The organism is Klebsiella sp. (genome assembly GCF_027492335.1).
Lineage (GTDB): Bacteria > Pseudomonadota > Gammaproteobacteria > Enterobacterales > Enterobacteriaceae > Klebsiella > Klebsiella huaxiensis.
Genome location: NZ_JAPUEW010000011.1, coordinates 179,551 through 205,965 on the forward strand (window position 1 = coordinate 179,551; position 26,415 = coordinate 205,965).

Below are 26,415 nucleotides of genomic sequence, written 5' to 3' on the forward strand. Positions count from 1 at the left end.
GTGGAATATGGTACGCGCAAAACTTAAATTCCGGCTGCACCGCGCTGTTATTGTTCTGATCTGTCTCGCGCTCCTCGTCGCCCTGATGCAGGGTGCGTCGTGGTTCAGCCAGAATAGTCAAAAGCAGCGCAACCCGCAGTTAGAAGAACTGGCTCGCACGCTCGCTCAACAGGTAACGTTAAACCTGGCGCCGCTGATGCGTAATGAAACACCCGATGAAAAGCGGATTAGCCAACTGCTGGAGCAGCTTACTCACAAAAGTCGCATACTGGACGCCGGCGTTTATGACGAACAGGGCGACCTGGTCGCGCGTTCCGGCGAAAGTATCGAGGTACGCGATCGGCTGGCGCTGGACGGTAAGAAAGCGGGCGGTTACTTCAATCAGCAAATCGTCGAACCCATTCAGGGTAAAAACGGCCCCCTCGGCTATCTGCGCTTGACGCTGGATACCCATACGTTAGCCACCGAAGCCCAGCAAGTAGATAATACCACCAATATCTTACGCCTGATGCTGCTGCTGTCGCTGGCCATCGGCGTGGTGCTGACGCGTACTCTGCTGCAAGGTAAACGCACCCGCTGGCAGCAATCCCCTTTCCTGCTCACCGCCAATAAGCCGGTGCAGGATGAAGATAAAGATGAATCAGAATAAGGAAATCGTTATGTCCACGCTGCGCCTGCTGCTTTCCGACTCTTACGACCCGTGGTTCAACCTGGCGGTTGAAGAGTCGATTTTTCGCCAAATGCCCGCCACGCAACGGGTACTGTTTCTGTGGCGTAATGCCGATACGGTGGTTATCGGCCGCGCACAAAACCCATGGAAAGAGTGCAATACCCGACGCATGGAAGAGGACAACGTGCGCCTGGCGCGCCGCAGCAGCGGCGGCGGCGCGGTCTTCCACGATCTGGGCAATACCTGCTTTACCTTTATGGCCGGTAAACCGGAGTATGATAAGACGGTCTCCACCAATATTGTCCTGACGGCGCTGAATTCGCTGGGGGTCACGGCGGAGGCCTCAGGGCGCAACGATCTGGTGGTGAAAACCGCCGAGGGCGACCGCAAGGTCTCCGGCTCCGCCTATCGCGAAACAATGGATCGCGGCTTTCACCACGGTACCCTGCTGCTGAACGCGGATTTAAGTCGTCTGGCTAACTATCTGAATCCCGATAAGAAAAAGCTACAGGCAAAAGGGATCACCTCCGTACGCGGACGCGTGGCGAACCTGGTCGAACTGCTGCCGGGCATTACGCATCAGCGGGTCTGCGAGGCGATTCAGGAGGCATTCTTTGCCCACTATGGCGAACGCGTTGAGGCTGAAATTATCTCTCCTGACAAAATGCCGGATCTGCCGAACTTTGCCGATACCTTTGCCCGTCAGAGCAGTTGGGAGTGGAACTTTGGCCAGGCGCCCGCCTTCTCTCACCTGTTGGACGAGCGATTTACCTGGGGTGGCGTAGAGCTGCATTTCGACGTCGAGAAAGGCCATATCACACGAACTCAGGTCTTTACCGACAGCCTGAACCCGGCCCCGTTGGAAGCGCTGGCTGCAAGATTGCAGGGCTGCCTGTATCGCGCAGATAGGCTGCAGCAGGAGTGCGATGCATTATTAGTGGATTTCCCGGAGCAGGAGAAGGAGCTACGGGAGCTGTCGGCGTGGATTGCCGGGGCGGTGCGCTGATAAAAAAAGCCGGATGGCGGCTACGCCTTATCCGGCCTACAGGTTTTGCGCAGGCCCGGTAATTTCAGCGCTACCGGGCAACACAATACTTACTCTTTATCGCCCAGCAGAACGGATTCCAGCGCGATTTTGATCATATCGTTGAAGGTCGTCTGACGCTCAGCAGCAGAGGTCTGCTCGTGGGTACGGATATGGTCAGATACGGTGCAGATGGTCAGCGCTTTCGCCCCGAACTCCGCAGCGACGCCGTAGATACCGGCCGCTTCCATTTCTACGCCCAGAATGCCGTATTTCTCCATCACGTCGAACATCTCGCCGCCGTCCGGTGCATAGAACAGATCAGCAGAGAAGATGTTACCGACGCGCGCGTCGACGCCCAGCGCTTTTGCCGCATCAACCGCGTTACGCACCATACCAAAGTCTGCGATTGCCGCGAAGTCATGGTCTTTAAAACGCATACGGTTAACTTTAGAGTCGGTGCAAGCACCCATACCGATAACCACGTCACGCAACTTAACGTCCATACGCACGGCACCGCAGGAGCCTACGCGAATGATTTTCTTCACACCAAAGTCGGTGATCAGCTCTTTCGCATAAATAGAGCAGGATGGGATCCCCATGCCGTGGCCCATAACGGAAATTTTGCGGCCTTTATAGGTGCCGGTGAAGCCCAGCATGCCGCGCACGTTGTTCACTTCACGTACGTCTTCAAGGAAAGTTTCTGCAATGTGCTTCGCGCGCAGCGGGTCGCCCGGCATCAATACGACGTCAGCGAAATCACCCATCTCGGCGTTAATATGTGGAGTTGCCATCTTCAGTTCCTTTTTAATTTTTTTGCCGGGCGGCGGCGAGCCTTGCCCGGCCTACAAAACCGTAGACCCGGTAAGCATAGCGCCACCGGGCAATAACCTTAGAACATAGCCTTGCCATATTCCATGTCGGACGTGCCAAAGTATTTAGCAAGGGTCTGGCCGATATCCGCAAAGGTTTCACGGTGACCAAGCGAGCCCGGTTTCACTTTTGGGCCATAAACCAGAACCGGAATGTGTTCACGGGTATGGTCAGTACCGGTCCAGCTAGGGTCACAGCCGTGGTCGGCGGTCAGGATCAGAATGTCATCTTCACCCACCAGCGCCATCAGCTCAGGCAGACGGCGATCGAACAATTCCAGTCCGGCGGCGTAACCAGCGATATCACGACGATGGCCCCAGGAAGAGTCGAAGTCGACGAAGTTAGTGAAGACGATGGTCTCGTCACCCGCTTCTTTCATCTCTTTGATGGTGGCGTCAAACAGCGCATCCAGGCCGGTCGCTTTCACTTTTTTAGTGATACCGCAGTTGGCGTAGATATCGGCGATTTTACCGACAGAAACGACCTGACCATTTTTCTCGTCGACCAGCTTCTGCAGCACGGTCGCCGCAGGTGGCTCAACGGCGAGGTCATGGCGGTTGCCAGTACGCTGGAAGTTACCCGCTTTATCACCGATAAACGGACGTGCGATAACGCGACCAATGTTGTAGCCGCCTTCGGTCAGCTCTTCACGAGCGATTTCACACAGCGCGTAGAGTTTATCGAGACCATAAGTCTCTTCATGGCAGGCAATCTGGAATACCGAGTCAGCAGAGGTATAGAAAATCGGCTTGCCGGTTTTCATATGCTCTTCGCCCAGTTGGTCGAGGATAACAGTACCGGAAGAGTGGCAATTGCCGAGATAGCCCGGCAAATTAGCGCGCTTAACCAGTTTATCCAACAACTCCTGCGGGAAGCTGTTTTCATGCTCCGGGAAATAACCCCAGTCAAACAGAACCGGCACACCGGCAATTTCCCAGTGGCCTGACGGCGTATCTTTACCGGAAGAGAGTTCATGCGCCCATGCGTAAGCACCAATCACTTCCGCGTTGCCGTCCATTCCGGCGGCAATTTTGCCGGTAGAACCTTCATGTGCTTTCACCAGACCCAGACGAGTCAGGTTAGGCAAATTCAGCGGGCCTTTGCGACCGTTATCAGCCTCGCCTTTGGCGCAGGCTTCTGCAATATGGCCCATGGTGTCTGAACCTACGTCGCCAAAGCGCTCCGCATCTTCAGTCGCACCGATGCCGAAGGAGTCCAGCACCATAATAAATGCACGTTTCATATTATTCTCCGTACCTTTTACGCTGCAAAAAAGCGATCAGATCAGTATATAACTATTCAGTAATACGACGATAGACCGTTGGCGTAATTTCAGGCGCTTTATCGTCGAGTTTAATAGCCGCTTTAACTGCTTTGGCTGCTTCCTGCCAGCTGTTTTCATCCTTAGCATGGATAACCGCCAGCGGCCGCTGCGTGTCTACGCTGTCGCCGAGGCGAACTACATCGGTGAAACCCACGCTGTAATCAATCAAATCCGATGCCTGACGGCGACCGCCGCCCATGGATACCACCGCCATACCCAGCGCACGAGTGTCCATTTCCGCGACAAACCCAGCACTTTCAGCGTAGACCGCTTTGCTCAGCATCGCGGTTGGCAGGTAGTTATCGTAATTTTCGATAAAATCTTTCGGCCCTTTCTGCGCGGCGACCATTCGACCAAAGACTTCTGCAGCTTTACCGTTATCCAGCACCGTCTGCAGTTTTGCCCGCGCATCGGCGTCGTTATCCGCCAGCTTGCCGGAAATTAACATCTCAACGCACAGCGCCATCGTCACATCAAGCAGGCGCGGATTGCGGTATTCACCGGTCAGGAATTGTACCGCTTCACGCACTTCCACCGCGTTACCGGCACTGGAAGCCAGTACCTGGTTCATGTCGGTCAGCAGTGCGGTGGTGCGCACGCCCGCGCCGTTGGAAACGCCAACGATCGCTTCGGCCAGCGCAGCGGAAAGCTCGTAGGTCGGCATAAACGCGCCGCTACCGACTTTCACATCCATGACCAGCGCGTCCAGACCTTCAGCCAGTTTTTTGGCCAGAATCGAAGCGGTAATCAGCGGGATGGAGTCCACCGTCGCGGTAATGTCGCGGGTGGCATAAAAACGTTTATCCGCCGGTGCGAGCGAGCTGGTCTGCCCAATAATCGCCACACCGACGTCTTGAATAATTTCACGAAAACGGCTGTCGTCCGGGAAAATATCAAAACCCGGAATCGCTTCCAATTTGTCGAGGGTGCCGCCGGTATGACCGAGACCACGCCCGGAAATCATCGGCACATAGCCGCCGCAGGCTGCGACCATTGGCCCTAGCATCAGTGAGGTAACATCACCTACGCCGCCGGTGGAGTGTTTATCGACGATCGGACCGTTGAGATTAAGGCTCTTCCAGTCCAGAACGGTTCCTGAATCCCGCATCGCCATGGTCAGCGAAACCCGTTCTGGCATAGACATATCGTGGAAAAAGATGGTCATCGCCAGCGCGGCGATCTGGCCTTCTGAGATGGTGTTATCGCGGATGCCGTTGATGAAAAACCGAATTTCTTCATCGCTCAGCGCATGACCATCACGTTTTTTACGAATTATTTCTTGTGCGAGAAACAAGATAACCTCCTGAAGAAGTGAGCCGAAGGCAATTGTAGGCCGGGTAAGCCTCGCGCCACCCGGCAATAAAAGGCTTAATAGCTGCTGGCGCTCTTGCCGTCCCCGTGGCCCAGCGCTTTCAGCAGGCTTGCCAGCAGGCTGGATGCGCCAAAGCGGTAGTGGCGAGAGTCAGCCCAGTCGGCACCGAACAATTCGTCGGCAATGGCGAGGAATTGCTGCGCGTCTTCTGCGCTACGCACCCCGCCAGCTGGTTTGAAACCAACGGTTTTTTCCACGCCCATATCGCGAATAACTTCCAGCATGATGCGCGCGCTTTCCGGCGTCGCGTTTACCGGGACTTTACCAGTAGAGGTTTTAATGAAATCCGCACCGGCTTTAATAGAAATTTCAGAAGCCTTACGAATCAGCGCCTCTTCTTTCAGCTCACCGGTTTCGATAATCACTTTCAGCAGAACGTTTGCCGCCGCGCAGGCTTCTTTACAGGCTTTCACCAGATCAAAACCGACCTGCTCATTGCCCGCAATCAGCGCACGGTATGGGAACACGACATCTACTTCATCGGCACCGTAGGCAATTGCCGCACGGGTTTCCGCCAGCGCGATATCAATGTCATCGTTACCGTGCGGGAAGTTGGTGACTGTCGCAATGCGGATGTCCGGGGTGCCCTGCTCGTTCAGCGTCTTACGCGCAATGGGGATAAAGCGCGGGTAGATACAAACCGCAGAGGTATTACCTACCGGAGTTTTTGCCTGATGACACAGGGCGATCACCTTTTCATTAGTGTCGTCATCATTCAGGGTGGTCAGGTCCATCAATTTCAACGCGCGCAGGCTGCTTGCAGATAAATCTGTCATTTCATACTCCGACGGCCTATTGCCGATTTAAAGTTTGTTCACCTTGCGAGTCTGTTACTATTGTAACATCACCTCGCAGTCACACTTCGATATACTTCACAGTTAATGAAAACTAATTGCTAATTTGCATTACTGTAACGTGATAAAAATCACATAATAAAGCTCAACAGATGCATCACAAGCCCGAAACTCTCTTTAAGCATAATCAGGATTCTTGAGCCTGCGATAATGTTATTATAATAACATAACAACGCACTACAACTCGACATCGGTGCGCGCATTTTGTGCGAAAAAATACAATCAAATCCATTATCAATTGATAATTAATGATTTTATTTCAATTAAGAAATGATGGGATTATAACAATCAGAAGAGAGATGCCAGCGGCGACATTACCGCTGGCATCCTGGGAGTTAACAGCGAAGTTATAACGCGAGGAATACGCCGGCAATTGTGGCGCTCATCAGGTTAGAGAGCGTACCCGCCGCAACGGCCCGCATGCCTAATTGAGCAATTTCCTGGCGGCGGCTGGGAGCCATACCGCCCAACCCGCCAATCAGAATCGCTATCGACGACAGGTTGGCAAAACCACACAAAGCAAAGGAGATGATGGCCTTGGTTTGCGTTGAAATCACCTGCAAGCCAGCAGCGGCCACCTCGGCATCAGCCTTGAGATATTCGCCGAAGTTCATATAAGCAACAAACTCGTTAATGATCAGCTTCTGGCCGATAAATGAACCAGCAACGGTTGCCTCGCTCCACGGTACACCAATCACCCACGCCAGCGGCGAGAAGACCCAGCCAAGGATCATTTGCAGCGACAGGTCCGGATGGTTAAACCAGCCACCTACGCCGGAGAGAATACCGTTGACCAGCGCGATAAGCGCGATAAACGCCAGCAACATCGCGCCCACGTTAAGCGCCAACTGCATCCCGGAAGCGGCACCGGACGCGGCAGCGTCCAGAACGTTTGCCGGGGCCTCTGGATCGGCATCATTTTTTTCCAGCGCCGGATCATCATGAGGCTGCTCGGTTTCGGGCACGATAATCTTCGCGAACAGCAGACCGCCCGGTGCCGCCATAAACGAAGCGGCAATCAGATATTCGAGCGGCACGCCCATCTGGGCATAACCTGCAAGAACCGACCCCGCAACAGAGGCCAGACCACCACACATCACCGCAAAAAGTTCAGAGCGGGTCATCGTCGCAATATAAGGACGTACCACCAGCGGTGCTTCGGTTTGGCCGACGAAGATATTCGCCGTCGCGGAGAGCGATTCCGTGCGCGAAGTTTTCAGCACCGCACGCAGCGCCCCGCCGAGAATGCGGATGACAAACTGCATAATGCCGAGATAGTAAAGTACGGCGATCAGCGAGGAGAAGAAAACGATGACCGGCAGAACGCGCAGAGCAAAAACAAACCCGCCGCCACCGAATACCTCAAACATCTTATCGGAAACCAGCCCGCCAAAAATAAAGCTGATGCCCTCGTTGCCGTAAGCAATGACGTTAGCAACGCCGTTCGACATAGCCAGCAGCGCCGTGCGCCCGGCCGGTACGTAGAGGATTAATGCACCGATCCCTACCTGAAGAATCCAGGCGCCAAGAACGGTACGCATATTGATGGCTTTTCGATTACTGGAAAGGAGCACAGCAATGGCCAACAGCACCACCATGCCGATAAGTCCCATGAGAATTTGCATACAGAGTCCCTGTGTATTGATAGTTCAGCCTAAAAACCCCGCGATTATAACGGCATGAAAACATCACGCTTATCTCAGCTCACACATTTTAAGCAAAACAATGAGACAAAAAGGCAGGAATGAGACACAGATCACTCAACAAGACATCATGGAATAGGAAAAATCTCTTTTGTATTACAAATCATGGCATTAGCTATCTCCTCTGCGGGCTCCTGACGTAGCTCGCATAAAGTGGAGAAAACGCGAGCAGCCTGCTCAGGCCTGTTGGGCTGACCCTGAAAGCCATTTAATGGCATATCCGGCGCATCGGTCTCCAACAGCAGCGCCGAAAGCGGCAGTTGCGCCATAACGTCGCGGGTTTTACTGGCGCGCGGGTAGGTAATCGTGCCGCCCACGCCAATTTTATAACCCAGTTGCACAAAACGCTCTGCCTGCTGCAAGCTGCCAGCAAAGCCGTGCACCACGCCGGTTCGCGGTAAGGCATGTTTTTTTAGCAGCATCGCCAGCTTGTCGTGAGTACGCCTGGAGTGAAGGATTACTGGCAGATCATATCGTTTCGCCAGGCGCAATTGCGCCTCAAATACGCTAAGTTGACGTTCAAATTGTGGATCTTCGCGATAAAGATCGAGGCCAATCTCCCCGACGGCAACCAGCTTGCTGTGGCGTTGAGCCAAATGGGCCTCAAGTTGCTCCAGGCTGCTCTCATCATGCCGCTCAATCACTATCGGATGTAAACCTAATGCGGCGTAAAGCGCGTTATGTTGCTCCGCCAGCGCCAGGACACGAGCAAAATTGTCTGCTTCAATGGCGGGAACCACAATCTGCGTGACTCCAGCCTGCGACGCCCGGGCAAGGCTGGCGCGCTCATCGCCGGTAAAAGGGGGAAAGTCGAAGTGGCAGTGGGTATCAATAAATCGCAAGGTCACGCCAGATCCTCATTATTAAAGCTGGGGTCATTGGCCTGCGGTGCCGCAACAATAGGAGCCTGAAGGACCTCATTTGCTACCGGAGCCGGCGGGACTACCACCGTTTTGGGCACGGCAATTCGCGGCGCATGACGCAGCAGCGGCGGCCTGTCGGCCAGCAGCTTACCAACCGTAGCGAGGAAATAACGTCCGCATTGGCGTCCGGTCTTATAGTCCTCCAGCAAAGCGGAAAGGCGGCTTCCCAATGCCATACTTTTCAGTGGCTTCTGCGGATAAATCTCCAGAATGCGCAGCTTGCCCGGCGGTTTCTCAATAAACTGCTGCGTGGAACGATAAGTCGATTCATGATGCTGCACCAGGTTCACGAACGGCTGTAGGCTGCTTTCCCCAAGCCAGCGCTCCATACGTTTAAACCACTGCGGGGTATAGTACATCTGGGAAGGAACCGTGCGGATCACTACGATAGTTTGCGCCCCGCGGCGGGCAGCTTCCTGGACAGGGATCGCATCGCTGACGCCGCCATCAAGATAACTCACTCCATCCAGCATCACGCCGCTACGATAAAAACCCGGAATGGCACTGGAGGCGCGAATCAGGTCAAGCCAGGTCTGCTGGGTTGGCGCAAAATAATTCGGCGTATAGTCATCACCGCGGCAGGCACACATCCAGAACTGTTTCCCCTGGGCAAAACGATCTTCAGCGTAGGTCATCGCCAGCGGCATCTTTTTCGCGGTGCTGTCCACCAGCCAGTCAAGGTCAATAAGGTTACCGCCGCGTACAAAGCGCATCGGGTCGAAAAACTCGCGGACAGTGGTATATCGCGTGATGACTTTGCGGGCATAGCCAGGCTGGTTGCACATGTAGGCCGACAGATTTTGCGCCCCGGCAGAGGTGCCAAACATCATGTCGAAAGGGTTGAATCCCGCGCGCATAAATTCGTCCAGAACCCCGGCGGTAAAAATCCCTCTCTGTCCACCCCCTTCGCACACTAGCGCAAGTTTGCCCGGCTGAAAGGGTTTTACAGATAATGGCGTGATATTGCCCAGCGTTACGGGAATGCGATGTCCCACCCTGCTTTCCTGTCTTACTTATTATATAAAATAAAGGTAACGCAATTTTTAACGCCCTGAAACTGCGAAAGCCAGTCGCATTGACTGGCTTTATGTAAGACGGTATTTCACGGGTTAGCGTCTAGGGACGCCGACGGCCGGTAAAAAGGCTGACCAGAAACAGAATAATACCGACGATGAAAACAATTTTAGCAGCCCAGGCAGCGGTACCTGCCAGTCCACCAAAGCCCAGAGCAGCGGCAATTAACGCGATCACCAGAAAAATAATGCCCCATCTAAACATACGTCTCTCCTTACCATAGTTAATGACGGTCGATTTTCTGCGCACTCAGTCCGCGCATACACAACCCTGTGGTGCTACACATCCTGCGGAAAGGCCGCAGAATAAATTCTTTTAATAATGGATTTATTTAACGCTAAGATCGTTCTTCACGCTTTTGACGCCGGAAACGGCTTTAGCGATATCTTCTGCGCGGTCTGATTGTTTGCTGGAAGCCACTGTGCCGGATAAGTGCACGACGCCATCAGTGGTTTCCACCGTCACATTTCGTGATGGCACGATATCGTCAGCTAATAGTTTAGCTTTAATTTCGCTGGTCACCGCCGTGTCGCCAGCGTAACCCTTCAACGAAGCAGACTTTTCATTCTGCACGCTAAGTTTGTCGTTAACCGAGGTCACGCCTTCAACCCCTTTCGCCACGCTAACCGCCTGCTCTTGCTGCGTTGTGCTATCTACCGTACCGCTCAGCGTGACGACTTTGTTATCGGTCTTCACTGAGATATCAGTACTGCGAATATCTTTATGGTCGATCAGCGCCGCCTTCACTCTGGCAGTAATGGTGCTATCGTCCATAAAATTCCCGACTTTGTTCATCGAGCTATCAACAGCTTGCCCCGCACTACTGGCAGCAGATTTTGCACTATCAACGGTTGAGTTTTCCGCATATGCCGAGGCGCTGATGATGGCTGAGCCTAAGAGGAGGGCCAGTGCTGTCCTGGCGTTCTTTGGTCTTGTCATTGTGAGTTCCTCGTTATTTCTAAACAGGTAAAGCAAAATAAGTAGTCTATTAAGCTAAGTTTCCAAAAATTACTTATTAAATGTAGTAGAAACACGAGAGAGTGCGGCAGGAGAGCGTAAAAAAACGCGCAAAACGGTAAGAATTAAGAACTTTCCAGAAAGGTCAAACAGAAGGAAAAACAACGTGGAGCGCGGTGAAAGCCGCGCTCCTGAGGCAATTAGTGCTCGCGAGTTTTACGGAACTGAACGTCAGGATAACGTTCCTGCGTCAGATTCAGGTTAACCATTGTTGGGGCGATATATGTGAGGTTATCACCGCCATCAAGGGCTAACTGAATTTCGTTCTTACGCTTGAATTCCTCGAATTTCTTCACGTCTGAACACTCTACCCAGCGCGCCGTCGCCACGTTAACGGACTCGTAGATAGCCTCAACGTTGTACTCACTCTTCAGGCGGGAAACGACCACATCAAACTGCAGCACACCGACGGCACCCACTATCAGATCGTTATTGGCAATCGGACGGAATACCTGCACCGCACCTTCTTCAGAAAGCTGTACCAGCCCCTTCAGCAGCTGTTTTTGCTTCAGCGGATCTTTCAGGCGGATACGACGGAACAGTTCCGGGGCGAAGTTCGGGATACCGGTGAACTTCATCATCTCACCTTGCGTAAAGGTGTCGCCGATCTGAATCGTACCGTGGTTATGCAGACCGAGAATATCGCCCGGATACGCCTCTTCAACATGCGAGCGGTCACCTGCCATAAAGGTCAGCGCATCGGAGATAACCACGTCTTTACCAATACGAACCTGGCGCATTTTCATGCCCTTTTCGTACTTGCCGGAAACTACGCGCATGAAAGCCACGCGGTCACGGTGTTTCGGATCCATATTGGCCTGAATTTTAAACACGAAGCCACTGAACTTCTCATCCTGCGCTTCGACCAGGCGGGTATCGGTTTTGCGCGGCATCGGCGCAGGCGCCCATTCCACAAGGCCGTCCAGCATATGATCAACGCCAAAGTTACCCAAGGCGGTACCGAAGAATACTGGAGTAATTTCACCGGCCAGGAACAGCTCTTTATCGAACTCGTTGGACGCGCCCTGCACCAGCTCTAGCTCGTCGCGCAACTGCTGCGCCAGATCGTCACCAACGGCCGCATCCAGTTCCGGATTATTCAGGCCCTTAACGATGCGAACTTCCTGAATGGTATGGCCTTTACCGGTCTGGTACAGGTAGGTTTCATCTTTATAAAGATGGTAAACACCCTTGAATAGCTTACCGCAGCCAATTGGCCAGGTGATCGGCGCACAGCCGATTTTCAGTTCGCGCTCGACTTCATCCAGCACTTCCATCGGATCGCGGATGTCACGGTCAAGTTTGTTCATAAAGGTCAGGATCGGCGTATCGCGCAGACGGGTAACTTCCATCAGCTTACGGGTCCGGTCCTCGACGCCTTTCGCGGCATCGATAACCATCAGGCAGCAGTCCACCGCAGTCAGCGTACGGTAGGTATCTTCCGAGAAGTCTTCATGCCCCGGGGTATCTAACAGGTTCACCAGGCAATCGTGATACGGAAACTGCATTACGGAGGTGGTAATGGAGATACCACGCTGCTTTTCCATCTCCATCCAGTCGGATTTGGCATGCTGGCTGGAACCTCGGCCTTTAACAGTACCGGCAGTCTGGATCGCCTGTCCGAATAACAGCACCTTCTCGGTGATGGTGGTTTTACCGGCATCCGGGTGAGAAATAATGGCAAAAGTGCGGCGCTTGGCCACCTCCTGCAAAAAAGGAGACAACGTCATAGTTCAATCTTCTTGAGTAAGCACGGCTATGCGCCACGCATGTTGAATACGAAAAATTGCGGCTATTTTACCCATCAATGAGGGGGAGGCAATCAGTGTTTACACAGGAGTTGCTCCAGTTCGCTTAAAGAGGTCACCGTCCAGTCAGGCTGAAGATCCGCAGGCAGTTCGCGCTGATGAGGATTGAACCAGCAGGTCGCCAGACCGGCGTTCACGCCGCCGCGAATATCAGACTCCGCCGTATCGCCAACCATCAGAACCCGCGAGCGCTCCGGGTTGCCCGCCTGCGTCAGCGCATAATCAAAGATGCGCGCATCCGGCTTCGCCACCCCAACCTCTTCGGAAATAATCAGTAAATCAAAGTGATCGCGCAACCCGGTTCGTTCGAGACGCGTCTGCTGCAGCGAGGTAAATCCGTTGGTGATGATGCCCATTTTTACCTTCCCCTGCAGCGTATTGAGCAACGACACCGCGCCCGGCAGCGGCGAGCAGATCTCCGCCATCGCATTCATAAAAGCAGCATTCAGCTCACCTGGCGGCACGCTCAGGCGTTCAGCCCAACCATCAAAGCGCTGATGCTGAAGCTGAAGGGATGTGATGGCACCGTTTTGATAATCCACCCACAGCGGCTTATTCACGGCCTGGTAATCCTGAAAATCCTCAGCGGAGAAGGTCACGCTATAGTCGAGAAACATCCGCTGTAAGCCGGTAAACGAATCAAACGTAAACAGCGTTTCGTCGGCATCAAAGAAAATCCAGTCCCACTTCATCATCTCACCTTGTCTTACATACTGATTGGCAGTGCCATAATTATTGCGTCCTCACGTCCGTCGACCGTGGGGTAATAGTTGCGGCGAATAGTCGCCTCGTTAAAGCCTAAGCTTTCATAGAGCGCGATGGCAGCGACGTTAGACGCGCGCACCTCCAGCCACAGCGTGACGACGCCGCGTTTTTCTACTTCATCAATCACATGTTCCAGCAGTTCCCGCCCCAGGCCACGACGCTGAAACGCGGGGTCAACGGCGATATTGAATAGCGTCGCCTCGTCGAGCACAATTTGCGTAATCGCAAAAGCAGCCATCTCGCCGTCCACCGCTAACTGAAGGTTCAGATAGCGCTCGCCCTGATTGCTGACAAACGTCTGCTCGCTCCAGGGAAAGGCATGGGCGCGTGTTTCTATTTGCCAGGCGCGGGGCAAATCAGCCGTGTTGAGGGTAGAAATCGTTTTCATGTGTGCAGATTTGTTGCCAGAGCGCCAGGCGTGCAGGCGTGCTGGTCTGAAGTTCATCGAAAGCGGGCGAGGATATCTGTGCGCCCGCCAACAGCAACGGCGCATCAGTACCCAGCCGCCAGCTATTACAGCGGGCATCCTGCGGCAACATCGCCACTCGTTCAGGAGTCAGTTGCATAACCTGCTCCGGCGTCAGGGCCAGCGCACGTAAAATATCGCTGATTAGCGGCTCAGTCAGTGATGGCAGAGCTTCCGCTACCATCACCAGACGGATATGTCCAGGAAGCGAGATAGCGATTTCACCCTGTAACGCCCCAGGACGACGTAGCGACCACTGGGTAATACCCAGCTGCTGTAATTGCCAGTCTCGTCGGGATGTCATAGCGAAACACTCCTGTTAATCAAGCGCGCAATATAGCAAATCCGTCGTATCTGCGCCAACAATCACGTGCCCAGCGGATTGCATATCGCCGCCAACAAAGAGGCAGCCTGAAAGATAACGTGTATAATCGCCGCCAGTCTCAATGAAGGAGTGTTTCATGTCTGCTTTTACCCCGGCAAGTGAAGTCTTGCTGCGCCACAGTGATGATTTCGAGTCCGCCCGCGTTCTGTTTGCCGGTGATCTGCAGGATGACCTGCCTGCCCGTCTGGATACGGCTGGCAGCCGCGTCCATACCCAGCAGTTTCATCATTGGCAGGTACTGAGCCGCCAGATGGGTGAAAATGCGCGTTTTAGCCTGGTGGCTGAAGCCAGCGACGCTGCTGATTGCGATACGCTGATTTACTACTGGCCAAAAAACAAGCCAGAAGCTCAGTTTCAGCTAATGAATCTGCTTTCGCTGCTGCCAACAGGTATCGATATTTTCGTGGTTGGCGAGAACCGCAGCGGCGTACGCAGTGCAGAGCAGATGCTGGCCGAATATGCGCCGCTGAGCAAGATCGATAGCGCACGCCGCTGTGGGCTGTATCATGGCCGCCTGGAAAAACAGCCTGCATTTAATCCAGAGCAATACTGGGGCGAATATCCGCTGGAAAACCTGACGATTAAAACGCTGCCGGGTGTGTTCAGCCGCGATGGTCTGGACATCGGTAGCCAACTGCTGCTCTCAACTCTGACGCCGCATACCAAAGGCAAAGTGCTTGATGTCGGCTGCGGTGCTGGCGTGCTGGCAACCGTGCTGGCAAGTCATTCACCGAAGGTTCGCTTAACGCTCTGTGACGTAAGTGCCCCGGCGGTAGAAGCCAGCCGCGCCACCCTTGCCGCAAACGGCATTGAAGGTGACGTATTTGCCAGCAACGTCTTCTCTGAAGTGAATGGTCGCTTCGATATGATTATCTCTAATCCGCCGTTCCACGACGGACTGCAGACCAGCCAGGAAGCGGCGCAAACGTTGATTCGCGGAGCGGTTCGACATTTAAATAGCGGTGGCGAACTACGTATTGTCGCCAACGCCTTCCTGCCTTATCCGGATATCCTGGATGAAATCTTCGGTTTCCACGAAGTGATCGCCCAGACTGGCCGGTTTAAAGTCTACCGTACGGTCATGACCCGTCAGGCGAAAAAGTAACATTCTCCTGCTCCGGCGACAGGCGATGCTTGCCGCCGGGATCGTATCTTCCTAAGCCGTCCATTTTTGCAACAATCAATCCAGCCTGTACAATTAAGTATTGACGAATAGCTGAAAACCACTAGAATGCGCCTCCGTGGTAACGATACTTTCATAGTGTCGATGGTATGCGAAGGTGGCGGAATTGGTAGACGCGCTAGCTTCAGGTGTTAGTGTCCTTACGGACGTGGGGGTTCAAGTCCCCCCCCTCGCACCATAAACCACGTTGATATTGCTCGCACTGGGCGAAGGTGGCGGAATTGGTAGACGCGCTAGCTTCAGGTGTTAGTGTCCTTAGGATGTGGGGGTTCGAGTCCCCCCCCTCGCACCAACGAGGCAATATCAAAATTAAGAATACTGTGCGAAGGTGGCGGAATTGGTAGACGCGCTAGCTTCAGGTGTTAGTGTCCTTAGGATGTGGGGGTTCGAGTCCCCCCCCTCGCACCAATATTCTTACCCTTCTGCATTATCCCATCAGCTTAAAATTCATCATCATCAGCATAATTCCGCTTATCAGCGCAACGCATGATGGCAGCAAAACGAAATGCCGTAGCTGACGATGCCAAATCATCAGTGCTGACGTAAGCATTCCCAATGTGACTAACCCGCGCCAGGCGTCCACCGACAAATCGGCAAACCCAAGGGCGGCAATCAACACGCCAGGGATCAAAACTCCCCACCCACTCCCTAAAGTTCGCTGCAACATGTTTTCACCTCTCACAACGATAATGATAACCAATATCATATGGTAATTTTTATCATTTGTCATGCCCGGTAAAACGTGACTCATTATTCTTTACGTTCGCGGTAATGACATACATTCATGAAGGTGATAAATTAAGCAAACGAAAACTATATATTAAATTATCTGATAATTTCGCAAAAACCTTATTTTGTGCATTGCTTTTTATTATTCTTTTTTGACACACATCATATTGAATTTTAACGATTAATAATGACAATTCCAACATGACTGCACAATCCTGGCGATCTCATTACGAACAAAAATATCAGTATTCCTTACGGCTTTTTTTACTGCTTAATTTTGTTTCAGCCCTCTTATCCCTGGTCAGCCCACTCTTTACTGTCATTAGTTTTACCCTGCCCTGCTTCCTGATTGTTATCTGCAGTTCAGTCCTGCTGTTATGGCACTGGAAATTCTCGCAACGCAAAATAAATATTTCATTTATTTCTCTGATATTTGGCCTGCTTTGGGCATGGCACGTTACGTTAAAAGCCATGATGCTGGGGCCACCGCATTTTAACTATCTGGTGATCGCCTTATTAAGCGTGTTGTTTATTGGCACCATTGCTTTTTCCAGCAATATCATTGCGTTCACCTTGCACTCATTACCGACATTCGGTGCCTGCTTGATCCTGGCCGAAGGAGAACAATGGCTGCGCATGTCTTATTGTTTTATCCTGCCTATTGCAGGTATCACCCTCCAGAGCTTAATTCAGAAGCGTAGCGATGTATTCACTCAGGGACTGATGGATAAGCTATTGAAGGAGCGTAATACCCTTAACGATCTCAGTATGTTGGACCCCCTCACCGGTTTGTACAACCGCCGCGGTTTACAAAATCGCCTGGACACGATCCTCTCATTAGACAGCACTGAACATTACGTCCTGCTGCTGGATATTGACCACTTCAAAGCCTACAACGACCACTATGGCCATATGATGGGCGACCAGGCGTTAATTCAGGTTTCCGCGGCAATTCGCAACGCCGTGCGCTCACGCGATATTGTTGCCCGCTTTGGCGGCGAGGAATTTATGGTGCTTTTAACCAGCAGTACGGCTGAAAATGCCCTTCTGGCCGCAGATCGTATCCGCCAACGCGTCTACGATCTAAAAATTCCGCATATGTTTAACGAAAGCGTCGCTACCAATGTGACGATTAGCATCGGCATGACGCCGCTGGTTGATGCCGACATTGATGGCGCACTGAAACGTGCAGATAACGCGCTCTATGAAGCGAAAAATATGGGCCGTAATATTATCCTCGCTAGCTAGCTTTATACCGCGCAGCAGAAACCTGCCGCGCGGACAAATCTCTTGCCATTCGGATATCGAACAACTAGTATCAGAAATCATTATCATTTAGATTTGTATCTAACATCCGATGGCTTACCGTTCACTTTCCTTCAGCGATGACATCATCTGGCGGGCTCCGCTCCCTTCGGCTGAGCGTGAACTGGCAAATGCAATCCGCGAAAAAATCACTACCCTACGTCCCCATCTGCTGGATTTTCTCCGCCTGAATGAAGAAGCGCCTCACCATGCATTAACATTGGCGGAATGGTCTCAGCCAATGGCGCTGAGTTCCCTGCTGGCGACGTATTCTGATCATATTTATCGCAACCAACCCACGCAGGCGCGTGAGCAAAAGCCACTGCTATCCCTTTGGGCACAGTGGTACATCGGCTTACTGATCCCGCCGTTAATGTTGGCTCTGCTGAGCGAAGATCGCGTCATCAGCCTGGCACCGGAACATTTCCGCGTTGAGTTTCATGAAACGGGTCGTGCAGCCTGTTTCTGGATTGATGTCCATTGCGCACAAGCTTCATCAGAGCAGTCTGCACAATCGCGAATGGAAACCTTGGTCAACTGCGCTTTACAGCCCGTCATTCAGGCGCTTGAAGCTACTGGTGATATTAACGGCAAGCTTATCTGGAGCAATACCGGTTACCTAATCAACTGGTATCTGGGTGAAATGAAAGCACTGCTGGGAGATGAACAGGTCACCCTTTTACGTCAGCACTGTTTCTTTGAAAAACAGCTTTCCGATGGCCGGGATAACCCACTGTGGCGTACGGTTGTTTTACGTGAAGGGCAGCTCGTGCGCCGCACCTGCTGCCAGCGCTATCGTCTTCCGGATGTTCAGCAGTGCGGGGATTGCACGCTAAAATGACATCGATTTATAGAACAACGGGCGGCTAATTAAGCCGCCCGTTTACGTTTACGCGGTCTGCTGGCTTTCTTGTGCCAAACGCTGCGCTTCTTCAGACTCTTGTGCTAACAGTTGCTTCTCATACACTTTAAAGAACGGGAAATAAATAACTGCCGAGACGCATGCCAGGATAACCACCAAAATCGCCGCCCGGAAATCCCACCCCAAGGCCCACGCGCCGCCAATCGGTGCCGGTGCGGTCCACGGAACGACAGATATAACCCGGCCAATCAAATCCAGCTTCATTGCCGCCCAGGCCAGCACGGCGTTAACCATTGGTGCCAGCAGGAATGGAATAAAGAACACCGGGTTCATGACAATAGGTGTACCGAAAATAACCGGCTCGTTAATGTTAAACAGGCTAGGCACAACACTCAGACGACCGATTGAGCGCAGATGTGCAGATCGACTGCGCAGGTAGCAGAATACCAGCCCCATCGTTGCTCCTGAACCACCAATCACAATAAAGAATGTCCAGAACGCCTCCATAAAGATATGTGGCAACGGTGCGCCCTGAGCCAGGGCCTGCTGGTTCATCCCAAGGTTAGTCAGCCAGAACATCTGCAGCATACCTGAAACAATAGCCGCACCGTGGATACCCGCGAACCACAGCAAATGACCAACCAGCACCGCCAGTAAAATCGCCGGTAATGAATCCGCCGCAGAAACCAGCGGCTTAAAGATAGCCATGATAGCCTGCGGGATCAGCATATCGAAATGATGCTGGATAAACAGGCTCAGGGGATAGAGCGTTAGGACTACGACCAATACCGGAATCAATAGATCAAAAGAGTTTTTGATCATTGGCGGCACCTGATCTGGCAGGCGAATACCAATATTGTGCGCCTTAAGGAAACGCATCATTTCAACGCAATAAACAGCCACCAGAATCGCGGTAAAAATCCCCGTCCCGCCCAGGCTATCAACCGGCAAATTGCCATTCGTCTTCGGCGCCGCTACGAGCAGGAAAGCCATAATTGACAGCATCGCGCACATGAAAGGGTCGAGCTGATTCGTTTTTTCGTAGTGTTTACCCAGGTTGTAGGCAATAGCGGCACAAATGTAGATCGACATGATGCCCATAGTCATATCGAACGGCGTTAAAATGCGCCCTTCAAACTCTTTTGCTAAATCCAGCCACGCGCGAGCAAACCCCCATGTGGTATCCGGCGAAAACGGCGGATAAGCAAATACCAGGAGAAAGGAGCCAACGATCATAAACGGCATTGCAGAGATAAAGCCGTCGCGAATAGCCATAACATGGCGCTGAGACGAAATGCGTCCGGCGACCGGGCTGATGTAATTTTCTACAAAGCGAAATATCAGATTAAATGCAGCATGGTTAGCAGACATAGCAGCCCTCCTGACAGGCTATAGAAACAGGCCCAACAATGATTATCTTGCCGTTGTGGTAAACCTAATTCGGTGAGTGGATTAGCACGGCGGATAACCCACTGGCTATACTGCTCAAATAGGTACGACTCATACACGGCTCTTTTGTTATAGATGACGCAGGGAAGTTACTATTTCAGTATTCATCGCATGACGGATAACTGCAACCGGTTACAGTAACCGGTTGCATTGATTGTGAAGAAGATCCAGGAATTAGAAAGATTCTTGATTGTCTGCCAACAATATTTACACTTTGCGAAGCTTATTACAGATTTTTAACAGACACTCATCAGGAGATCGCAATGAGTCTGCAGTCCGTGCGGCAATTTTTTGCTGACCACGCCCCCGATATCGAAATCATCGAACTTAACCAGAGTACGGCTACGGTGGCACTTGCCGCTGCAGCGCATAATGTTGAGCCCGGGCAAATAGCGAAAACCCTGTCTTTAAAAGTAAAAGAGCGGGTTGTACTTGTTGTCGCAAAGGGCGATGCGCGTCTGGATAACAAAAAGCTAAAGGAAGCGTTCGGTGCGAAAGCACGTATGCTGAGTAGTGATGAGGTAGTTACGTTAACCGGGCATCCCGTTGGCGGGGTTTGCCCATTTGGCCTGGAAGTTCCACTGGCGGTTTACTGTGACATTTCGCTGAAACAGTACCCGGAAGTTCTACCAGCAGCCGGGTCAATCCATAGCGCCGTTCGTATTTCACCCGAACGAATGGCGCGGTTGACTGATGCAACCTGGATTGACGTTTGTCTTTAATAAACGGCTAACGCTACAGGGCGAGCCGCATACCTCTGGTATCATCGTTATTCGCTGACAAGCGCATCAGAATATCTGCTGCGCTCAGGAGGCCCATATCTGAGCTGACGCCAAGTTTGGTCATAGCGTTAAATTTATGAGCGCGAATAGTTTTGATGTTTCGCTCCAACTGTGTCGCAATCTCAGGCAACGAATAACCGTAAGACATATAGCGCAGAATGGTATGTTCCGTCGGGCTCAGGATTTGGTTACATAAACCTTGTTTTTGGTTTACAACGCTCTCATTGGCCTGATGACTATGGTCGAGGAGCTGAAGCAACCGTTCCTGCAACTGTATACGGCAAGCTGATTTATTAAAAATACCATGCAAACGGGAAGGTGTAAGGTGACTAATCAGTCGCATTTCCGCTTCATCAGTAGCTAAGACAATTCTCTGCATTTCAGGACAATAGCGCGCAATTTCGTGGAGAAAAAGTAAACTCTCCAGTCGGGACCTGCGATTACCAGAAAGTGAAAAAATAATCGCAGTAAAATCTTTAGATTTAAGTTCTCGCTTTAATGCCTGAGTATCTTTAAAGAAGCGGACACTATAATTCTTGCCGCTTTCACGAGTTAATATGTGGCGAAGAGCCACTTCAGTCATCGCGCATTTTTCTACGACAGCGACATATCGTGTTGTGAGATCTTTTTCCATTCCGATTGTTCTCCATAGGCTGAATAAATATTCAGCTCCTTCATTCCCTGTGCACTATTAATCCAGGCATACATCTCTGCATTACTGCGCAAAGACAAACGGCGCATCGCACTATTTTTTTGCGCGCTTATGGTTTTATTACTTTTTTTCAATAACGCAGCAATTTGATTAATTCCCCACCCTTTGGCAAGAAGCCTCAGGACCTTACGCTCAGAAAGCGTAAGAATGACCAACTTTTGCTGCTCTTCGCCAATATTCGCCATCTCTGGTGAGAATAAGGTCTGACTAATTCTCTCGGCGGCAAGGCCACCAGCACGAACGACTTCAATTAAACGCTTCACTGGTTCGCTATCAGATATTAATGTACTTTCAGGCCGCATTAATAACTCAACAGCTAATGGGAAGCAGGCGCTACCAACCATAAAGACCCAGTGTATATCCCTGTACTGAGTCATTAAAGAATAGTAATGTTCACAAATATTTCTTGGCTGCTCAATTTCGCCAGATAAATCGGCGATAACCAACACTGCGCGACGTAATTGAAGTAGGGTTAACTCGTCCTGGGAACGACAAAAACTCAGTTCATAATCAGGGAGATGCTCCCCAACGATTGCTTTCAATCCGGACTGCATGACCGGTATCCTGCTGATAATGATGCCGAACTTACCCTGTCCTGGTAACATAAACCCTCCGCTTCCTGTCGAAGATTCACGCCCGGCAGAAAAACAATCAGATAGATAATTGAATAGCCACCCGTATTATTTTGCCAAAATGAATCTTTATCATCCCTGGCGAGCGCCCTATACCACGCTCTGAAACCAATTTGTATTATATGGTGAGCAACGTATTACTGCTATCCACGCCAATGATTAACATTAACACAGATAATTTCCAGTAATAAATTAGAAAAGGTTAAAACCTTCGTTAGAAGCGCTAACTTAAGACAAATTAAATAAAGAAATATTTATTTTATTTTTTTCCTAAATGCTTTAGGCGATTCACCGCTATAGCGACGAAAGAAACGAGAGAAATAGGCTGCATCAGTAAATCCTAAATAATCAGAAAGTTGAGCAATGGTCATGCTGGTGTATTGCAGATTGCGACGAGCCTCAAGCATCAACCTTTGGTGTAAAACACCAAGGGCACTGCAGCCATAAAATTCACGGCACAAATAATTCAAGTGCGTCACAGATAGCCCCACTAGCCTGGCGTACTCCGCTAAAGGCATATGCTCACGATAGTGGCTTTCAATAAGACGAGAAAAATGACGCATAACGCTACGTTTGCGTTCCGCTTTGTCCTCCGTAACCGGCGTCGGGAGATACTGCCGATTTAGCCACACCAGCAGCGCCCCCAATAGAGAATGCAGCATCATCTCGCGCGCATCGTGATCCTCGCAATACTCTTCTCGCAAGGCGGTAAAAAGCGCCCGGATATGGCCCCGGGACTCTTTCACCGACACGCATTGTGGCTGACCGAGTACATCCAACTGACGACCAAACTGGTTTTCAAAACGTCTGAGCAGCGGTAGCGCCAGTGACAAAACGTATCCTTCCGTCCCCGGAGAAAACCGAAACCCGTGAATACAAAGCGCAGGAACAACCTGAATGCAGGATTCAGTCATCACAGTGGTTGCCCCTTCGATTTCGATTTCTGCCCGCCCTTTATGCAGGTAAAGCAGCTGTACCAGCTCAGCATGCTGATGCACACGGATATGCCACTCATACAGACGACTACGCTGAAGTATCGATTCGCAGTGCAGGAGATCGGGAGTTGGCCAGCCGCGATCTTCGCCATACAGTTTAAAAACGGGAACGGTTTTCGCTGCCTGCATGACGCCTCCTGCTCATTTCGCTTATGCCACGCGCTCTATCGGCAGACCGACGTAGTTTTCAGCGATAGTGGTGAGTCCGGCGCGTGATTCAAGATAATAGCGACGATCTGCCGCCTGCATTTTTCTATCAAACTCGCTTTGTTGCGGGAAATCATGCAACAGGCGAGTCATAAACCAGCTGAATCGCTCGCCTTTCCACACGCGGTCCAGGGCGAAGCGGGAGTAGCTTGCCAGCAGGTCAGTGCGACCATGGTGGTAATATTCACGTAGAATTCGCCACAAATAGTTCACATCAGATGCTGCCAGATTCAATCCTTTCGCCCCGGTAGGCGGTACGATATGCGCCGCATCACCCACCAGAAATAGCCTCCCATATTGCATGGGTTCCACCACATAACTGCGTAGCGGCGCAATACTCTTTTCAAGTGAGTGACCAGTCACTAACCTGGTAGCCAGCTCATCGGGCAAGCGCAGCTTCAACTCTTCCCAGAAACGTGCATCAGCCCAGTCATCAACCTTTTCGCTTAGCGGTACCTGTAAATAGTAGCGGCTTCGAGTTAGTGAGCGCTGACTACACAGTACAAATCCGCGCTCATGATGGGCATAAATCAACTCTGGGTTAACTGGTGGCGTATCAGCCAGTAACCCCAGCCAGCCAAAGGGCCAGACGCTTTCATACTCTTTAAGAACCCCTGACGGGATACTTTGTCGGGAAACGCCGTGAAATCCATCGCAACCAGCAATAAAGTCACACTCGAGGCGAATGCTTTCACCATCGCTGACAAAAGAGACCGACGGTCGGTCACTTTTCGCATCATTAATAGTGACATCGCTGACGCCATAAATAATCGGTGCTCCGCATTCCGCCCGTGCCGCCATTAAATCCCGCGTCACTTCGGTCTGACCGTAAACCATCACACTTTTACCTTCAGTAAGCTCCGTCAGAGCAACCGGCACGCGCTTGCCGTCAAACAAAAACTCAACCCCATGATGTACCAGCCCTTCCGTATCCATCCGCCGGGCAGCCCCTGCTTCACGCAGCAAATCCACCGTTCCACTTTCCAGAATCCCCGCGCGGATCCGCCCCAGCACGTATTCTGGCGTTTGTCGTTCGAGGATGACGGTTTGGATCCCGGCGCGATGTAATAACTGCCCTAACAGCAGTCCGGAAGGACCCGCTCCGATAATCGCAATCTGTGTTCTCATAGGGCCACCTCAGCATGGTTAATTATTTGTTTGTTTTTTGTTTATTAAAAGTTCCAATTTGCATTTTTGATAAGTCTGAGGGGAAAAAGAAGGGAGAATCTGGCGCAAAAATTGTACTTTTCACCAATCTTGCGAAAGTGTGGCAGAGTTCAAATTATCAGCAGCCAGCGAAGCGGGTGATTTTTTACACATTGTTTGATCCTGACCGCTCAGATAAAACAAGACTTCAGGTAAAAGTATCGCCAGACACTCTGGTATTGGGCATCACGGACAGTAGGTATTTATGCAAGCAGACAGGGCAACTCAGCGCGCAATAACGCGATTGTGCATTCAATGTGGTCTTTTCTTATTACAACACGGCGCAGAGAGCGCACTGGTTGAAGAGCTTTCAACACGTTTAGGCCGGGCGTTGGGTATGGATAGCGTTGAAAGCGCGATTTCCTCTAACGCGATCGTGCTCACAACAATAAAGGATGGCGAATGCCTGACGTCAACGCGAAAAAATACCGATCGCGGTATTAACATGCACGTTGTCACGGAGGTTCAGCATATTGTCATCATGGCGGAGCATAAGTTACTGGATTATAAAGATGTTGAAAAACGCTTTGCTCAAATCAAACCGCTGCGCTATCCGCGCTGGTTGCTGGTTGTCATGGTTGGTCTCTCCTGCGCCTGCTTCTGCAAACTCAATAACGGCGGCTGGGATGGTGCTCTCGTTACCTTTTGCGCCAGTTCAGTAGCAATGTATATTCGCCAGTTGTTAACCCATCGCTCAATGCATCCGCAGATTAACTTCTGCCTTACTGCCTTTGTGGCGACCACAATTTCTGGGCTAATGCTGCGCCTGCCTATTTTCGCCACGACACCGACGGTAGCAATGGCCGCCAGCGTGCTATTGCTGGTACCCGGCTTCCCGCTGATTAACTCCGTTGCCGACATGTTTAAAGGGCATATCAATACCGGCCTTGCCCGCTGGGCTATCGCCAGTCTGCTCACCCTCGCCACCTGTATTGGCGTGGTAATGGCAATGACGATGTGGGGGCTACGCGGATGGGCATAATCATGTATCTCTTTGCCCTGCTGCAGGATATGGCCCTGGCCGCTATTCCCGCCGTTGGCTTCGCCATGGTATTTAACGTACCGCAGCGCGCGCTGCGTTGGTGTGCTTTGTTGGGTGCCATCGGTCATGGTTCGCGCATGGTGATGATGACGGCAGGCTTTAATATCGAATGGGCAACTTTCCTTGCTGCTCTGCTGGTTGGCTGTATCGGGATCCAATGGTCCCGTTGGTATCTGGCGCACCCGAAAATTTTCACCGTTGCGGCGGTCATTCCGATGTTCCCCGGTATCTCCGCCTATACCGCAATGATCTCGGCGGTAAAAATCAGCCATTTTGGTTACTCAGAAGAGATGATGATTATGCTGTTGAGTAACTTTCTCAAAGCATCGTCTATTGTTGGCGCGTTATCTATCGGTCTTTCTATTCCAGGGCTTTGGCTGTATCGCAAGCGCCCGCGCGTATAGCCGACCGCGCCGCGGGTCACCTGCGGCGCTCCTTCCAGAGCGACCTCTGTGCTACTATGTGTGCAGTTACCCCCTTTCTATATTAGTTGTTCAGAGTTGAGATTGATTTATGTCTTCACGAATATTAACTACCGATTTTAGCGGTCTGGATGACTTCATGCAGGATCACGCAGCGGTACTGGCAAAATCGACCAGCGGCGCCGTCGCTGTATTTGCCAACAACGCCCCCGCATTCTATGCGCTGACGCCGGAGCGTCTGGCTCAGTTGCTGGAGCTGGAAGCAAAACTCTCGCGCCCCAATAGCGATATTGCCCTGGACGCACAGTTTTTTGACGAGCCGACGGCGCCCCCCATTGCCGTACCGATGGGAAAATTCGCGATGTACGCCGACTGGCAACCGGATGCAGACTTTCAGCGCCTGGCCGCGCTGTGGGGCATTGCTCTGAGCCAGCCGGTCACGCCGGAAGAACTGGCCGCATTTGTCGCTTACTGGCAGGCGGAAGGTAAAGTCTTTCATCATGTCCAGTGGCAGCAGAAGCTGGCGCGCAGCGTGCAGATTGGCAGAGCCAGCAACGGCGGCCAGCCGCGACGCGACGTCAACGCGATTAGCGAACCTGATAACCATATTCCACGAGGATTCCGAGGATGA

General features: G+C 51.8%; 29 protein-coding genes and 3 tRNA genes. 13 read left to right on the forward strand and 19 right to left on the reverse strand.

Annotated elements, in window-relative coordinates; translation table 11 throughout:
• Positions 1–7 precede the first annotated feature (7 nt).
• Together QVF11_RS05120 and lplA are read left to right on the forward strand one after the other, a co-directional pair.
• Positions 8–649 (forward strand): YtjB family periplasmic protein, encoded by a 642-nt coding sequence (locus QVF11_RS05120; RefSeq protein ID WP_110272689.1) that lies wholly within the window; start codon positions 8–10, stop codon positions 647–649.
• A 10-nt stretch (positions 650–659) separates the two neighbouring features.
• Positions 660–1,676: a lipoate--protein ligase LplA gene (gene lplA, locus QVF11_RS05125; protein ID WP_110272792.1), complete on the forward strand. Its 1,017-nt coding sequence runs from the start codon at positions 660–662 to the stop codon at positions 1,674–1,676.
• Between the two features lie 89 nt (positions 1,677–1,765).
• On the opposite strand, the gene deoD is transcribed toward lplA, so the two are convergent.
• The 13 genes from deoD to QVF11_RS05190 form a co-directional block, all read right to left on the reverse strand.
• Positions 1,766–2,488, reverse strand: coding sequence for a purine-nucleoside phosphorylase (deoD, locus tag QVF11_RS05130; protein ID WP_182236147.1), 723 nt, complete (start codon positions 2,486–2,488; stop codon positions 1,766–1,768).
• 98 nt (positions 2,489–2,586) lie between these two features.
• Positions 2,587–3,810, reverse strand: a complete 1,224-nt coding sequence (gene deoB / locus QVF11_RS05135) for a phosphopentomutase (protein WP_287855424.1) — start codon at positions 3,808–3,810, stop codon at positions 2,587–2,589.
• A gap of 52 nt (positions 3,811–3,862) precedes the next feature.
• Entirely contained in the window at positions 3,863–5,185 is a 1,323-nt protein-coding gene (gene deoA / locus QVF11_RS05140; RefSeq protein ID WP_142512630.1) for a thymidine phosphorylase, read from the reverse strand.
• A gap of 74 nt (positions 5,186–5,259) precedes the next feature.
• Positions 5,260–6,039, reverse strand: a complete 780-nt coding sequence (gene deoC, locus QVF11_RS05145) for a deoxyribose-phosphate aldolase (protein WP_287855426.1) — start codon at positions 6,037–6,039, stop codon at positions 5,260–5,262.
• Between the two features lie 425 nt (positions 6,040–6,464).
• The gene (locus QVF11_RS05150) at positions 6,465–7,742 is read right to left on the reverse strand and encodes a NupC/NupG family nucleoside CNT transporter (RefSeq protein ID WP_112215077.1); all 1,278 of its coding nucleotides are present in this window, start codon (positions 7,740–7,742) and stop codon (positions 6,465–6,467) included.
• A 146-nt stretch (positions 7,743–7,888) separates the two neighbouring features.
• Positions 7,889–8,668: a metal-dependent hydrolase gene (locus tag QVF11_RS05155; RefSeq protein ID WP_142512628.1), complete on the reverse strand. Its 780-nt coding sequence runs from the start codon at positions 8,666–8,668 to the stop codon at positions 7,889–7,891.
• The gene (locus tag QVF11_RS05160; RefSeq protein ID WP_287855428.1) at positions 8,665–9,738 is read right to left on the reverse strand and encodes a patatin-like phospholipase family protein; all 1,074 of its coding nucleotides are present in this window, start codon (positions 9,736–9,738) and stop codon (positions 8,665–8,667) included. Before QVF11_RS05160 ends, QVF11_RS05155 begins: the two co-directional genes overlap by 4 nt.
• A gap of 121 nt (positions 9,739–9,859) precedes the next feature.
• Positions 9,860–10,021, reverse strand: coding sequence for a DUF1328 domain-containing protein (locus QVF11_RS05165; protein ID WP_071200058.1), 162 nt, complete (start codon positions 10,019–10,021; stop codon positions 9,860–9,862).
• A gap of 123 nt (positions 10,022–10,144) precedes the next feature.
• A complete protein-coding gene (gene osmY, locus QVF11_RS05170) occupies positions 10,145–10,756 on the reverse strand; it encodes a molecular chaperone OsmY (protein WP_112215080.1) in 612 nt (203 codons plus the stop codon).
• 218 nt (positions 10,757–10,974) lie between these two features.
• Complete coding sequence (prfC, locus tag QVF11_RS05175; RefSeq protein ID WP_110272698.1) at positions 10,975–12,564, reverse strand: peptide chain release factor 3; 1,590 nt, start codon at positions 12,562–12,564, stop codon at positions 10,975–10,977.
• Positions 12,565–12,656: 92 nt separating this feature from the next.
• A complete protein-coding gene (gene yjjG, locus QVF11_RS05180; RefSeq protein ID WP_112215081.1) occupies positions 12,657–13,334 on the reverse strand; it encodes a pyrimidine 5'-nucleotidase in 678 nt (225 codons plus the stop codon).
• A gap of 14 nt (positions 13,335–13,348) precedes the next feature.
• Positions 13,349–13,795, reverse strand: coding sequence for a ribosomal protein S18-alanine N-acetyltransferase (gene rimI, locus QVF11_RS05185; protein ID WP_112215082.1), 447 nt, complete (start codon positions 13,793–13,795; stop codon positions 13,349–13,351).
• Positions 13,764–14,177 (reverse strand): DNA polymerase III subunit psi, encoded by a 414-nt coding sequence (locus QVF11_RS05190; RefSeq protein WP_112215083.1) that lies wholly within the window; start codon positions 14,175–14,177, stop codon positions 13,764–13,766. Before QVF11_RS05190 ends, rimI begins: the two co-directional genes overlap by 32 nt.
• 157 nt (positions 14,178–14,334) lie before the next feature.
• On the opposite strand from QVF11_RS05190, the gene rsmC reads away from it, so the two are divergent.
• The 4 genes from rsmC (at position 14,335) to QVF11_RS05210 (ending at position 15,849) form a co-directional block, all read left to right on the forward strand.
• Positions 14,335–15,363 (forward strand): 16S rRNA (guanine(1207)-N(2))-methyltransferase RsmC, encoded by a 1,029-nt coding sequence (rsmC, locus tag QVF11_RS05195; protein WP_112215084.1) that lies wholly within the window; start codon positions 14,335–14,337, stop codon positions 15,361–15,363.
• Positions 15,364–15,532: 169 nt separating this feature from the next.
• Positions 15,533–15,619, forward strand: a tRNA-Leu gene (locus QVF11_RS05200).
• Positions 15,620–15,647: 28 nt separating this feature from the next.
• A tRNA-Leu gene (locus QVF11_RS05205) sits at positions 15,648–15,733 on the forward strand.
• 30 nt (positions 15,734–15,763) lie between these two features.
• Positions 15,764–15,849: transfer RNA gene (locus tag QVF11_RS05210), tRNA-Leu, on the forward strand.
• Positions 15,850–15,868: 19 nt separating this feature from the next.
• On the opposite strand, the gene QVF11_RS05215 is transcribed toward QVF11_RS05210, so the two are convergent.
• A complete protein-coding gene (locus QVF11_RS05215; protein WP_110272793.1) occupies positions 15,869–16,108 on the reverse strand; it encodes a DUF1435 domain-containing protein in 240 nt (79 codons plus the stop codon).
• Positions 16,109–16,371: 263 nt separating this feature from the next.
• On the opposite strand from QVF11_RS05215, the gene QVF11_RS05220 reads away from it, so the two are divergent.
• Together QVF11_RS05220 and fhuF are read left to right on the forward strand one after the other, a co-directional pair.
• Positions 16,372–17,418 (forward strand): GGDEF domain-containing protein, encoded by a 1,047-nt coding sequence (locus tag QVF11_RS05220; protein ID WP_110272703.1) that lies wholly within the window; start codon positions 16,372–16,374, stop codon positions 17,416–17,418.
• A 109-nt stretch (positions 17,419–17,527) separates the two neighbouring features.
• Complete coding sequence (gene fhuF / locus QVF11_RS05225; RefSeq protein ID WP_142512626.1) at positions 17,528–18,316, forward strand: siderophore-iron reductase FhuF; 789 nt, start codon at positions 17,528–17,530, stop codon at positions 18,314–18,316.
• Positions 18,317–18,364: 48 nt separating this feature from the next.
• Here fhuF and QVF11_RS05230 read toward each other — a convergent pair whose 3' ends face one another.
• Entirely contained in the window at positions 18,365–19,708 is a 1,344-nt protein-coding gene (locus QVF11_RS05230) for a PTS sugar transporter subunit IIC (protein WP_287855437.1), read from the reverse strand.
• A 341-nt stretch (positions 19,709–20,049) separates the two neighbouring features.
• Here QVF11_RS05230 and QVF11_RS05235 point away from each other — a divergent pair, with 341 nt between their 5' ends.
• A complete protein-coding gene (locus tag QVF11_RS05235) occupies positions 20,050–20,508 on the forward strand; it encodes a YbaK/EbsC family protein (protein WP_112215087.1) in 459 nt (152 codons plus the stop codon).
• 13 nt (positions 20,509–20,521) lie between these two features.
• Here the strand turns inward: QVF11_RS05235 and bglJ are convergent, their stop codons facing one another.
• The 4 genes from bglJ to pobA form a co-directional block, all read right to left on the reverse strand.
• A complete protein-coding gene (bglJ, locus tag QVF11_RS05240; protein ID WP_112215088.1) occupies positions 20,522–21,202 on the reverse strand; it encodes a DNA-binding transcriptional activator BglJ in 681 nt (226 codons plus the stop codon).
• Positions 21,163–21,885 carry a helix-turn-helix transcriptional regulator gene (locus QVF11_RS05245; RefSeq protein ID WP_112215089.1) on the reverse strand — a complete coding sequence of 241 codons (723 nt, stop codon included), beginning with the start codon at positions 21,883–21,885 and terminating at the stop codon, positions 21,163–21,165. Before QVF11_RS05245 ends, bglJ begins: the two co-directional genes overlap by 40 nt.
• Before the next feature lie 281 nt (positions 21,886–22,166).
• Positions 22,167–23,036, reverse strand: coding sequence for a helix-turn-helix domain-containing protein (locus QVF11_RS05250; protein ID WP_287855441.1), 870 nt, complete (start codon positions 23,034–23,036; stop codon positions 22,167–22,169).
• A 21-nt stretch (positions 23,037–23,057) separates the two neighbouring features.
• Entirely contained in the window at positions 23,058–24,242 is a 1,185-nt protein-coding gene (pobA, locus tag QVF11_RS05255; protein ID WP_287855443.1) for a 4-hydroxybenzoate 3-monooxygenase, read from the reverse strand.
• Between the two features lie 14 nt (positions 24,243–24,256).
• On the opposite strand from pobA, the gene QVF11_RS05260 reads away from it, so the two are divergent.
• The 4 genes from QVF11_RS05260 (at position 24,257) to dnaT (ending at position 26,415) form a co-directional block, all read left to right on the forward strand.
• Positions 24,257–24,559 (forward strand): hypothetical protein, encoded by a 303-nt coding sequence (locus QVF11_RS05260; protein WP_287855445.1) that lies wholly within the window; start codon positions 24,257–24,259, stop codon positions 24,557–24,559.
• Entirely contained in the window at positions 24,526–25,302 is a 777-nt protein-coding gene (locus QVF11_RS05265) for a threonine/serine exporter family protein (protein ID WP_110272711.1), read from the forward strand. The genes QVF11_RS05260 and QVF11_RS05265 overlap by 34 nt, the downstream gene beginning before the upstream one ends.
• Complete coding sequence (locus tag QVF11_RS05270; RefSeq protein WP_112215092.1) at positions 25,293–25,766, forward strand: threonine/serine exporter; 474 nt, start codon at positions 25,293–25,295, stop codon at positions 25,764–25,766. Before QVF11_RS05265 ends, QVF11_RS05270 begins: the two co-directional genes overlap by 10 nt.
• A 109-nt stretch (positions 25,767–25,875) precedes the next feature.
• Positions 25,876–26,415, forward strand: a complete 540-nt coding sequence (gene dnaT / locus QVF11_RS05275; RefSeq protein WP_142512622.1) for a primosomal protein DnaT — start codon at positions 25,876–25,878, stop codon at positions 26,413–26,415.